Origin of the sequence: Paenibacillus dendritiformis (assembly GCF_945605565.1) — a bacterium.
Lineage (GTDB): Bacteria > Bacillota > Bacilli > Paenibacillales > Paenibacillaceae > Paenibacillus_B > Paenibacillus_B dendritiformis_A.
In genome coordinates this window covers 6203128-6215258 of the sequence record NZ_OX216966.1, presented here as the reverse complement: position 1 = coordinate 6215258, position 12131 = coordinate 6203128, and the positions used below count along the sequence as shown (strand labels likewise).

The 12131-nt window shown below is 56.5% G+C and carries 10 protein-coding genes and 2 tRNA genes; 9 read left to right on the top strand and 3 right to left on the bottom strand.

Annotation, left to right across the window (positions count from 1 at the left end; translation table 11 throughout):
- Positions 1-104 precede the first annotated feature (104 nt).
- From NNL35_RS27935 to NNL35_RS27920, 4 genes are all read left to right on the top strand, one after another.
- Entirely contained in the window at positions 105-1223 is a 1119-nt protein-coding gene (locus tag NNL35_RS27935; RefSeq protein WP_006677691.1) for a DUF4367 domain-containing protein, read from the top strand.
- A gap of 241 nt (positions 1224-1464) precedes the next feature.
- Entirely contained in the window at positions 1465-2700 is a 1236-nt protein-coding gene (gene alr, locus NNL35_RS27930) for an alanine racemase (protein ID WP_006677692.1), read from the top strand.
- A 207-nt stretch (positions 2701-2907) separates the two neighbouring features.
- Positions 2908-3189 (top strand): CopG family ribbon-helix-helix protein, encoded by a 282-nt coding sequence (locus tag NNL35_RS27925; RefSeq protein WP_040731899.1) that lies wholly within the window; start codon positions 2908-2910, stop codon positions 3187-3189.
- Positions 3190-3192: 3 nt separating this feature from the next.
- Positions 3193-3543: a type II toxin-antitoxin system PemK/MazF family toxin gene (locus tag NNL35_RS27920; RefSeq protein WP_006677694.1), complete on the top strand. Its 351-nt coding sequence runs from the start codon at positions 3193-3195 to the stop codon at positions 3541-3543.
- A gap of 734 nt (positions 3544-4277) precedes the next feature.
- Here NNL35_RS27920 and NNL35_RS27915 read toward each other — a convergent pair.
- Positions 4278-6749: a M60 family metallopeptidase gene (locus NNL35_RS27915; protein WP_006677695.1), complete on the bottom strand. Its 2472-nt coding sequence runs from the start codon at positions 6747-6749 to the stop codon at positions 4278-4280.
- A 564-nt stretch (positions 6750-7313) separates the two neighbouring features.
- Here NNL35_RS27915 and NNL35_RS27910 point away from each other — a divergent pair.
- Entirely contained in the window at positions 7314-9548 is a 2235-nt protein-coding gene (locus NNL35_RS27910; RefSeq protein WP_006677696.1) for a Tex family protein, read from the top strand.
- 155 nt (positions 9549-9703) lie between these two features.
- On the opposite strand, the gene cmpA is transcribed toward NNL35_RS27910, so the two are convergent.
- Both cmpA and NNL35_RS27900 read right to left on the bottom strand, forming a co-directional pair.
- Positions 9704-9823 (bottom strand): cortex morphogenetic protein CmpA, encoded by a 120-nt coding sequence (gene cmpA, locus NNL35_RS27905; RefSeq protein ID WP_006677697.1) that lies wholly within the window; start codon positions 9821-9823, stop codon positions 9704-9706.
- A gap of 183 nt (positions 9824-10006) precedes the next feature.
- Positions 10007-10372: a hypothetical protein gene (locus tag NNL35_RS27900; RefSeq protein WP_006677698.1), complete on the bottom strand. Its 366-nt coding sequence runs from the start codon at positions 10370-10372 to the stop codon at positions 10007-10009.
- 90 nt (positions 10373-10462) lie between these two features.
- Here NNL35_RS27900 and NNL35_RS27895 point away from each other — a divergent pair, with 90 nt between their 5' ends.
- The 4 genes from NNL35_RS27895 to NNL35_RS27880 all read left to right on the top strand — a co-directional run bounded on the left by NNL35_RS27895 (position 10463) and on the right by NNL35_RS27880 (position 12042).
- Positions 10463-10960 carry a SprT family protein gene (locus NNL35_RS27895; protein ID WP_006677699.1) on the top strand — a complete coding sequence of 166 codons (498 nt, stop codon included), beginning with the start codon at positions 10463-10465 and terminating at the stop codon, positions 10958-10960.
- On the top strand, positions 10953-11780 hold the full coding sequence (locus NNL35_RS27890) for a uroporphyrinogen-III synthase (protein ID WP_006677700.1): 828 nt from the start codon (positions 10953-10955) through the stop codon (positions 11778-11780). The genes NNL35_RS27895 and NNL35_RS27890 overlap by 8 nt, the downstream gene beginning before the upstream one ends.
- 88 nt (positions 11781-11868) lie before the next feature.
- Positions 11869-11944 (top strand) — tRNA-Asn (locus NNL35_RS27885).
- A gap of 9 nt (positions 11945-11953) precedes the next feature.
- Positions 11954-12042, top strand: a tRNA-Ser gene (locus NNL35_RS27880).
- The last annotated feature ends 89 nt before the right edge of the window (positions 12043-12131 follow it).

Genomic DNA, 12131 nt, shown 5'->3' with positions numbered 1-12131 from the left:
CGTCAAACTAGTCCGCATAATTGGCCAAGTTCCCTCATAGACATGTTATCAGTGATGCGGAGTACACCGAATCGAAGAATACTCATGTCAGAGGGGATGATTACATGCGTCGAATCACGTGGATGTTGGCCATCGTGATGAGTGTGGCGATCCTGGTCGCCGGCTGCGGGAAGAAGGACGCAACCGATGTGGTCCATGACCTGGATCAAGTAATGAGCAAATTGGAAAGCTATGCCGGCATCGGCACGATGACGCTGCATTCCGGTACTCAGCCGCTGCAGTATCGCGTGGAGGTGTGGTATCAGGATCCGACCTATTATCGGATTGAACTGACGAACGAGAAGAAGGACATCAAGCAGATCGTGCTTCGCAATGAAGAGGGCGTATTTGTGCTGACGCCGAGCCTGAAGAAAATTTTCCGCTTCCAGAGCGAGTGGCCGGACAATCAAGGACAGGTGTATCTCTACCAGACCCTGGTCCGCAGCATTCTCTCGGATGAGGGACGCCAGTTCACCGAGGATGGCGACAGCTATGTATTCGATGTGGCAGCCGATTATCAGACCGACTCGCTCGTCCGCCAGAAGATCTGGCTGCACAAGAGCGATTACACGCCGAAGCAGGTGCAGGTCACCGATTCGGAAGCGCAGGTTGTCGTCGAGATGAAGTTCAATCAATTCGAATTCGGCAAAAAATTCGATAAAGATTCCTTCGACATGCAGCGCAATATGACAGGCATGAATCATGCGATGATCCCGAACGGGGAGCTGGATGAGAACGGACAGCCGCCATCCCAGGAGACGCTTGCCCCTCCGGACGGAGCTGAAGGTACGGATGCGGCAGGGGAGCAGCTTGACAGCGCGAATGTGGAAGAGGATATGGGGCCGTTCGGCTTCATTGAACCGTCTTATCTGCCGGAAGGTGTGGCGAAGCTCGATGAGAAAGAGCTTCCGAACAACGGAGATCATCCGGTCATGATGCGGTATACGGGCACATATTCGTTCACGCTGATCGAATCCCGGCCGAAGGATATGGAAGTCGGGCTTCAGGTCGGCGAGTCAAAGGCGGTGGATCTGGGCTTCACCTATGGGCAAATGACCGGCGAGGAGCAGAAGACGCTGACTTGGACCTATGAGGGAGTCAAGTATCGGATGCTCAGCGGCGACCTGCCGGAACAAGAAATGGTGAAAATTGCACAGTCACTCGTGGATCAGCCTGGGAAATAACGGCTGCAGCACATTTCTTCGGTCCGTATTTCGTGGCACTCCACGGATGCGGACCTTCTCGTGATCGGCGCGCAGCGCGAATCATAGTACCTCCGGCACACGACCGACCGCGAGCAGCGGAATTTTCCTAAGCAATGGTTGGTTATTTCCATCTCTCTTTGGTTGACAGTCTCCGCCATGGGCATTAACATAGGTTTGTTACATGGAACGGGATGAACAGACATGAAGAAGGTGACTGACCATGGAGGCGTATTATCGTCCCACGCGAGCGGAGATTTCGCTGGATGCGCTGCATCACAATATGGAAGCTTTTCGCGCCGCGCTTCCGTCTTCCACGAAGCTGAGCGTCTGTGTGAAGGCGAATGCTTACGGACATGGCGCCGTGGAGATCGCGCGGGCGGCGGAACGGTTCGGAGCGGATTATGTGAACGTGGCGTTCCTGGATGAAGCCGTGCAATTGCGCCGGGCCGGCGTACAGGTGCCGATATTGGTGCTGGGCTATACGCCGCCTGCCGGGATTGAAGCCGCCTTTGAGCATGATATTTCCTTGACAGTATTTACCGGGGAATGGATCCGCAAGCTGGAGGAAGAGGCACCTGGGCTGTCCGGCCGCTACGGCGGGCGCCTGCTCAAGGTGCATGTCAAGACGGATACCGGCATGGGACGGTTGGGTATTCGGACGCCGGAGGATACGGCCGGCTGCGTCCGCCGCTTGCAGGCGATTGCGGGTGTGCTGGTCGAAGGCATGTTTACCCATTTCGCGGGTGCGGATGAGAAGGATCAAGCTTACAGCCGTCTGCAGCAGGAGCGGTTCCAGGCCGTCATCGATGAGCTGAAAAGACAGGAACTGACAGTTCCGTTGATACATGCGAGCAACAGCGCGGCGGCAATGGAATTGCCTGAGTCCGCATATGATATGGTAAGGGTGGGCATTAGCGCCTACGGGTTGTACCCGTCAGCCGATGTGAACCGGCAGCGAATTCAATTGCGGCCGGTGCTTAGCCTCAAGACGGCCATCGTCCATGCGAAGACGGTTCCCGCTGGCGAGGCGATCAGCTACGGCATGCATTACTATACGAGCGCAGAGGAGTGTATTGCGACAATTCCCGTCGGATATGCGGATGGGTATTCCCGCATGCTGAGCGGGAAAGCGCATATGCTGATCCGAGGCCGGCGCGTCCCGGTGTTGGGGCGCATCTGTATGGATCAATGCATGGTCTCGCTGGAGCCGCTCGCCAAAGATGGGCCCTTGCCGGAACCGGGAGAAGAAGTGGTGCTCCTTGGCGAGCAGGGCGAAGAGCGCATTACGGCGGAGGAGATCGCCGATCATCTCGGGACGATTCATTATGAAGTCGTCTGCATGGTTGCCCATCGTATGCCGCGCCTCTATATCGAGAGCGGGAAGCCCGTCAAAGTGATTAACCCGCTGCTGCAAGCGGAGGCATACGCCGAAGCTGCAATAATTGACGGAATTTAGGGGAATGGTACCTTTTACCGAAATCATTTTTACATTTTCGGCAGGATTTTCAGGTTGAAGAGAGAATATGTATCAGGGATTGTCTGTAGGCAGAAGGTCTGCAACATACTCGATATGGATGAAGCATATATATGCTGTTGTATAATTTTTCTACAGAATCGACATAATGGGTACTAGGCAGCAAAGGCTTTGGGGGTGCGAGGACAGGTGGCTAATATTCAGAACACCAAACGAATTATGATCAGCTTGCCCGACCAACTATTGCAAGAAGTGGACGGTATCGTTGCTATGGAAAAATCGAATCGAAGCGAGTTCATTCGCCAAGCGATGAAGTTGTATTTGCAAGAGCGCAAGAAGCGTCACATCCGTGAATCGATGCAGCGCGGCTATATGGAAATGGCCAAAATTAACTTGACGATGGCATCCGAGGCTTTTTACGCAGAAGTCGAAGCGGATGGCACGCTCGACCGCCTGGTTAGCGGGGTGTAGACATTGATTGTAAAGCGCGGCGACGTTTTTTTTGCGGATTTATCGCCCGTCGTAGGTTCAGAGCAGGGAGGGGTCCGTCCCGTTCTCGTCATTCAGAATGATATCGGGAACCGGTTCAGCCCAACCGTCATCGTGGCGGCAATTACGGCGCAGATTCAGAAGGCCAAATTGCCGACCCATGTTGAAATTGACGCGAAGACGCATGGCTTCGACCGCGACTCCGTCATATTGCTGGAACAGATCCGCACCATCGACAAACAACGGCTCACCGACAAAATAACACACTTAGATGAAGAGACGATGCACAAGGTCGATGACGGGCTGCTTATCAGCCTCGGATTGATTGATTTTTAAAACCGATTACGACCCACTTAACGAGGCCTGCCTCGTTTTTTTGTTACCACGCTAAAAAATGCGAATCTTCGGGCGGGGGCTGGCCCCTGCCTTTTTTTGTTGCCTGCTTGAGGGGCGGGCCGCATATATGTGCCTCTTACGTTTAATATCCCCGTGGCTCAGAAGAAGCCAAGGCAAGCCACACAAGCCATTTGTGTCTCTTACGTTGGGTATCCCCATGACTCAGAGCATCCAAGGCCAGCGCTATCCGGAGCCCCTTTTGTGCCTCTTGCGTTCAATATACCAATGACTCAGAACAGGCAAGGCAGCTCTACGAGCTATTTGTGCCTCTTATGTTCAATATCCCCATAGTTCAGAGGAATGAAGCCAGTCCTGCCATCCATTTGGTTTACGATAGTTGCTATCACAAAAACACAGTAGATAATGAGTCCTGAGTGGAAGGGAGATTACAGGAGATTACATAAGGACGTTGGAGAATATTTTTACCTGAACGACGGGGAGAGCGATCAAAAAAAGGATTCAAAACGAAAGAAACAAATACGAACAAGCGAACCACCGAACAACCGAACCACCGAACCACCGAACAGGCGAATAAGCTCCCAAGGGCTGCATTCTGAGCGATTGGGAGAATGGGCAAGGGGAGTGTGAAAGCAAGGCCCCGACCGGCCGAATGAGCAAAAAATAAAGGGACAGCGGCAGCGCGCCATCCCCTTATCGCGATAATGCGTACGCAATCACTTTTCCTTGTCCTTCAATGTCCAAATCGGGGTCTTAGGCTTCGGCAATTTCATTGCTTCCACCTTGTTCTTGGCTGCAGCGGAATATTTTAAGCCCCATTTGTCGAAAAACTCCAGCAAGTTATTTCCACTCAGCTGCGACGCCTTCGTCACGAACAAATCGATGCGCTCTTGATCGGTCTTTGGCAGCAGATCGGCAGGCATCTCGCGAACGTCATGATTCAGCTTCGTGTACAGCTCCCAGCCGTAAGCGAGCTGCAGCTGCCGGAACATGACAAGGCGGGTCCACACGTCGGCTTGATTGTCATCATTGAAGTTTTTATCCGCATTTGTTGCCTCGATATATTTGAAGGCTGTGTCATAGATGGTCGTGCCGTCGGACCGTTTTTGCAGCAGACGAGACGGATTGCCGAAGTGGTCCTGAATGTACAGGGAGAAAATGTTGACGGTTACTTCCGTCACTTTGCCCCACGTCCAGGCATTTTGCTGGTACTCATGGCCCGTCTCATGCCACCAGCCCCATCCGTCCAGTGTCTTGATGCCATCCACGGTAACGGCATCGATGGCGGACGGATCGTTGAAGAACATGATCGGGTATCCGGCATGCATGAAGCCGGCGCTGATCTGGATATCTCCCACATAGCGGTAAGGCAGGGAGATGCTTCGATGAGGCAAGCTTCGATTCGGCGCCGTGCCGACGAGCTTGTCATATTCGGTCAGCATTTCGTCCCACAGCTTCAGCACTTCATCCGGATGATCGAGATTGCGGACGTGCTCCGAAGGCAGGGTCAATATCACTCGATCGGTCTGAAGCTCGGCCCAAGGCGCTCCGTAATGGCGAATCGTATCTTGCCAATCCTTCAGCTTAGTCGTGCCTTTGATGTAATGCGGGGCTTGAACGCCGCCGTTCAGGTTGACCGTGACGGCTGTCCCCGGCTTCGGCTTCGTCGGAATCAGATACACCAGGCCGCCATAAGGGCTTGTGATCGTATTTCTTCCCGGAGACAAGGTTTCCCGCTTCGTAATAACCGGGGCCCGCTTCCAGTTGTCCAGCGACAGGCTGCTCAGGTTGTCGGTATGAGCCCCGATCTGGACATCGAGATTCGTGGTTCCTTGCGGGACATCGATCGTGATCGGCTTGCCTGCTTCCGCATACACGCCGGTGCTGATCCAGTTCTGAGGCACGTAGAATTGACGCAGATAAGAGTAGGTGGAATAGTCGAAATCGATCCAGATGCGCTTGCCGGTTACCGCCGGACCGCCGTCCAGGGTTTTGCCCGGGAACGCATCCGCGAAGGGCGATTTGGCGCCGGCCGGATCGCGGAGAAGGCGCTCCATCAGCGCAGGCAGCAGAGAAGCGCTGTATGGCTTGGCGGCAGGCTCGACAGGCAGCGTAATGCTGCCCAGCTTGGACGCGTCCTCCTGGACCTGGGCATAGGCCGGGCTTGCCGGAGACAGGGATCCGAGCGTCGAGCCCAATGTCGAGGTGATGATTTTCATTTTGGCCTTGTCGTCGGAATCGGAGAACCCGATAGTGGCTTCGCCGATCGTTTTCGTTCCGGCTTCAATCGCTTTGGCTTCGGCCATAATATGGTTCGCGTTATAGTGAGCGGCTTGGGTCAGATTCAGGAACGGCGCCGAGCCATCCCATGTCGTCGCCTGGTTGTTCATGAGCGACAAGCCCGCCTTATTCAGGAGACGCTGCAGCGGATAATCGGATGCGAGCGATGCGGTGGCTTGGTCTGTCTCTTTCGAGACGGATGGATACTGCTCGAATACCCAGCCCTTGGCGGCGAAGACGAGGCGGCCGCCTTCCCGTATGTAGTCCAGCAGCGGCTGCACTTCCTCTTCCTCCACATAGGTATAGTCGATAAAGGCGACCGGATATGCGGCAGGATCCAGCAGAGCCTTGCCTTGTTCATCTGTAGCTGTCCATCGGTCGACATGGGTAATATCGATAGGCAGATCCGGGCGGGCGGCGAAATCCGAAGTTTTCGTGATGATGGCAATACGGCCTTGTCCCGTGCGCGCTTGCTCATAGCTGAGCGGCAAACCTTCCGTAATCCAGTTCAAAATGTTGCGGGCGACAATCGCATTGCCGCTCGTATCGGGCTCGGTCAGCTTGAAATATGCCTCCCCGCCAATTGCGGCGATCCGGCCTTGGCCGTAGCGGGCCGCGGCCATAATCGAGGTTGAGCGCGGATCGGCAGCGACGGCGAAGGCATGCTCCCCGAATGCGGCCACGCCCCCATTATAGGAATTGCCGTCCAGAGGAATGCCGGCAAGATCGCGGCTGAGCACATCGAGATCATGCTGAGAGCAGGATGGTAAGGTTGCAACTGCGGAAGAAGAGGACTGCTGCGCAGATGTGGCAGGCTCGGCATGGATATGGAGGACAGGCTGCAGCAGGGATACAGCGAGAGTCATTGAGCAGAACGCGCTGATACGGGATAGCTTTTTGTTCAACATTCGAACACTCCTTATCTCTTATCGTTTGGGGAAAAGGATTGCCGATAGGTTCTCTGCCGAAATAACCTTGTGTTGCATAGCCGCTTTCTAACGGGGTTCGGTGTTGCGTTTATGCTTTCGTGCGCGGTGGCGGCGGGACAACACACCGTTGTCCGCGAGACATTGCGGGCCTCCTTTCATATCGCATATATTGGATGCTGTCCATTATAGTGCTCTAGTTGTGTACTAAATTGTACATAACCGGAACGATCTTGACAATCATGCGGAACGTGATTCGCCTAAAATGCTCCTAATGTCATAGCCCTAGTCCGAAAAGCCTTGGCTCTGCTCCCGGAAGGCTTCACGTTCCCTGCGAATTCGACGCGTGCCGCCGAGGACTGCCAGAACAGGAGGCGCTGGATGTCGAACCAAGTCCGGCGCGGGAGTCTCCGCGTATCGACCATCTTCTGCATACGGGTATGCACATCGCAATGAAGAAGAGTGTGGATTTTGCGGCTTGTTTTTGCGACAATAATGAGTAGGCTGTAAAGGGTTGCAGAAACAGGTATGGAAAGGAAGTCATACATGACCGTACGTGACGAAACGATGGAAGTCCAAGCATTAGACGCGGCAATTGAACAGATGAAGACAAGCGAACCGGAACGTCTTCTCCATCAGTTGACCTCGGAATTGTCTCTTGGACGCGGACAAGTTCAACGGACGATCGAGCTGTTGGACGAAGGGAATACGATTCCGTTCATTGCCCGGTACCGCAAGGAGATGACCGGCGAGCTGGATGAGACGCAGCTCCGGACGTTGGAGGAGCGGCTCGGTTATTTGCGGGGGTTGGAGGAGCGCAAGCGCGAGGTGCTACGGCTCATCAATGAGCAGGGCAAGCTGACAGAGCCGCTGCAGGAGTCGATTGTCCATGCCTCGAAGCTGCAGGAAGTGGAGGACCTCTACCGTCCTTACCGGCAGAAGCGCAAGACGCGCGCCAGCGTGGCGAAGGAACGCGGGCTCGAGCCGTTGGCGCAGTGGATTTTGTCCTTGCCGAAGCAGGGCGATCCGCTGCAGGAGGCGTCCGCTTATGTAGATGAAGAGAAGGGCGTTCCTGCCGCCGAGGATGCGCTGCAGGGAGCCCAGGATATTATCGCGGAGATGCTGGGTGACGACCCGGATATACGCGCCTGGGTTCGCCGGTATACGATGGATCAGGGCGTCATTCGCACGGAAGCGAAGGATAAAGAGCAGGAATCGGTCTACGAGATGTACTATGAATATACAGAGCCGGTCAAGCGGCTGCCGTCCCACCGGATTCTGGCCATTAACCGGGGGGAGAGAGAGGACGTCCTGAAGGTCGCGCTCGATGTTCCCGTGGACAAGATCGTAGTGTATATGAGCAAGCGCACGATTCGGGGCGATTCGGTCGTGAACGACTTGCTTCAAGCGACGATCGAGGATGCTTATAAGCGCTTGATCGCGCCTTCGATTGAGCGGGAAGTGCGTGGGGAACTGACGGAGAAGGCGGAGGAGCAGGCCATTCAAGTATTCGCGCAAAATCTGCGCAGCCTGCTGCTGCAGCCGCCGGTACGGGGCCAGACCGTGCTTGGCGTCGACCCGGCCTTCCGGACCGGGTGCAAGCTGGCGGTGGTCGACGACACGGGCAAGCTGCTGGAGGTGGCCGTCACGTATCCGACCGCCCCGCATCATAAGACGGCGGAAGCCGTCAAGACATTCAACCGGCTCGCGGATACTTATCGCGTCGGACTGGTCGTGATCGGCAATGGGACGGCTTCGCGGGAGACCGAGCAGTTCGTCGCCGACTGGATTCAGTCTCGTCGGGACTTGAAGCTTCATTACGCGATTGTCAGCGAGGCAGGGGCGAGCGTCTACTCGGCTTCGAAGCTGGCGGCCGAGGAGTTCCCGAGCCTCGATGTGGCGGAACGGAGCGCCGTCTCGATTGCCCGCCGGCTGCAGGATCCGCTCGCCGAGCTGGTGAAGATCGACCCGAAGGCAATCGGCGTCGGGCAATACCAGCACGATGTCGCGCAGAAGCGTCTGGAGGAGAGTCTGGGCGCCGTCGTGGAGTCGGCGGTCAACCACGTCGGGGTCGACGTGAATACGGCTTCCCCGTCGCTATTGTCCTATGTATCGGGCATCAATGCGACGCTGGCCAAAAATATCGTCAAGCATCGCGAGGAGAACGGCAAATTCACCGAGCGCAAGCAGCTGTCCAAGGTCGCCCGCCTCGGGCCGAAGGCGTTCCAGCAATGCGTCGGATTCCTTCGCATACCCGATGGCGCGCATCCGCTGGACAATACGCCGATTCACCCGGAGTCGTATCCGGTAGTCGACCGGCTGTTCGCCGAGCTTGGGGTCCGTCCCGACAAGATCGGGACGCCAGAGCTGGCTGAGAGTCTGCGGAAGGTGGACGTGAACGGCTGTGCGGAACGGCTGGAAGTAGGCGTGCCGACCTTGAAGGATATTATCGACAGCTTGCTCCGTCCGGGCCGTGACCCGCGGGAGGAGCTGCCTCCGGTCGTATTCCGCACGGACGTGCTTCAGATTGAAGACTTGAAGCCGGGCATGGAGCTGAAGGGGACGGTCCGCAATGTAATTGACTTCGGCGCCTTCATCGACATCGGCATCAAAAACGACGGCCTCGTGCATATCTCGCAGCTGAGCGATCGGTATGTGAAGCATCCGCTCGATGTCGTCTCCGTCGGGGACAATGTCACAGTATGGGTACTGTCCGTCGATGTGAAAAAAGGCCGCGTCGGCTTGACGATGAAGCGGTCCAGCGTCGATAACCTGCAATAAGAGGATATCGCGCTCGCCTGCACGCGAACGCTAATAAGCCCCCGCTGCCGTCCGTCGCATAGACGGTCGCCGCGGGGGCTTCATTCGATCGGGGCTACGGCTGCCGTCCGGACATGTCCTCAGGCGCCTTGGATTTGTGGAAATAGCGCTTGCATTTACGGATGAACGCGCTGCTTCGAACGATAAAAAAACCAGCACTCGTTTAACAGCTTAATCTGGCGGCGGTCCTTCTTGTGAAAGGCCCGCATCAGCTGGTTGCATAACCATTGCGGCATGAGTATCCCTCCTTCAGCCCGGGGACGCAGATTCCTTGTTGTAACGCTATCTTATGGGCTGTCGCCGCATTTGGTGCAGGTCCGACGCAAAAAGCCGGAACGTAGCGGCGGGCTTCGTTCCGGTTATGATTCGTTGTTGCTTATTCGGTTCTCCGCTTGCGGTTTGTCGTGCTGACGTTCCGCTTACTGGATGCCGGCCGCTTCGGCCTCTTCCTCGTACCATTGCTCCATCTGGGCCTGCAGCGCCCGTATCTCCGTCAGCAGCGCGATGAGGGGATAATGCTCCTCTTGAATCCCGGCGAAGGCCTGTTCCAGCCGATTCATGTATTCAAGTCCGCTGAGCGTGCGCGCCTCCTCCTGCAGCATCTCCAACTGCTCGCATTCCGCGATCGCCACCGGCAGCTTAGGCACCCGTTCCGCTGTCAGCTTATTGATTTCTTTATGCAAGCGCAAATTCAGCGCGCTCAGTTGGTAGGCGTACTCGGCAGGCATCTCGACGAATTCCCAGTTGCTCCCCAGTTGAAACAGAATATAGCGCATCTTCGCCATCCGGCAATCCCTCTCTTCATCCGCAATTCTTCTCTTGACAGTGTACTGGACATCCAGTACAAATTCAAGTAGGGAAGCAGGGTGATACAGATGACCTATACGAATCAGTCGCTGCAGCAATGGGTGGAAATGGTGTCCTTGCGGGACTTCGGCAAACCGTTCCGGCATCAGGCGCGCTATAATGGGCGGCTGAAGTCGACGGGAGGCCGCTATCTGCTGGCCTCGCATCATATCGAGATCAACCCGAAGCAGCTGGAGGCCTTCGGCGAGGAGGAAGTAGAACGGATCATCAAGCATGAGCTGTGTCATTACCATCTGCATCTGGAAGGCAGAGGGTACCGGCACCGCGACCGCGACTTCAAGGAGCTGCTCCAGGCCGTGGGGGGCTCGCGCTACTGCCGTTCCTTGCCCGGCGCGGAGGGCAAGCGCAGGCTGCCTTACCGTTATCGCTTGGAATGCGTCGATTGCCGCCACACCTATCTCCGCAAGCGGAGAGTGGATGTGACGAAATATGTGTGCGGGCGCTGCCGCGGCAAGCTCCGGATCGTTCCGGTCCGCACAGAGACGGGGAGGAAGGATCATGGCTAAGCTGGAAGGGAAGACGATTGTTATCACGGGGCCTCGCAAGGCGGAAGAAATGTCCGCGCTCGTGCGCAAGCAGGGCGGGACGCCTTGGGTGAGGCCGACGCAAGGAACGATGCTCGAGGGCTTCGAGCGGCTGGAGGCGGAAGTCGACAGGCTGCTGGAGGCCCCGGTATCGCTGGCCGTCTGGACGACGGGCATGGGGTTGGACAGGCTGCTGGAAGCGGCCCGCGAAGCAGGCAAGGAGCAGGCGTTCCTCCGCAAGATGGCGGAGATGAAGCACGCGGCCCGCGGTTACAAGACGGTGAATGCGCTGAAGCGAATCGGCATCAGGCCTGCCGTCCGGGATGACGACGGGTCGACAGCCGGCCTGCTCCGCTCGCTGAACGCCAGCGGGAACGGCTTGGCAGGGCAGCTCGTCTCGCTCCAACTGCACGGCGATCCGGCGCCGGCGCTTGTGCAGTACTTCAAGCAAGCCGGTGCCGATACAATGGAGCTGATGCCTTACCGCCATACGCCGCCGCCGGAGGACGTGCTGCGCCAGCTTGCGGCCGAGCTGCTCGCCGGGGAAGTGGATGCCGTCGCGATGACAAGCGCTCCCCAGGCACGCTTCCTGTTCGACTATGCGAAGCGGAACGGGTTGACGGAGCGGCTCCTGGAGGTGTTCGCCAACCGGACATGGATGGCCGCGGTCGGCAAAGTTACGGCAGCCGCCATCGCTGAGGAAGGAGTGCAGCGGATCATCATCCCCGAAGAGGAGCGGATGGGCGCGCTTATCGTGGAACTGGCCAAGCATTTCGGGAAGGAAAGCGGGGCGGCAGAGTAGGCGATGGGAGGGAGATGAACGGGACAACGAAATTCATCTCCCCCTGCTTGACATCTGTTCTATCCTGTGATACATTAATACTTGTCATTCCCCGATAGCTCAGTCGGTAGAGCACTCGGCTGTTAACCGAGTTGTCACAGGTTCGAGTCCTGTTCGGGGAGCCATTTTTATACGGAGAGGTACCCAAGAGGCCGAAGGGGGCGCTTTGCTAAAGCGTTAGGGTGTAACAGCCGCGAGGGTTCGAATCCCTCTCTCTCCGCCACTTATGATTCCAACAACAAGTCCCGCAAGGGATTTTTTTGTTATCTGAATGTAAGCGTTTACCTTGGATGGTTCAAGCAAGGGAGGCCC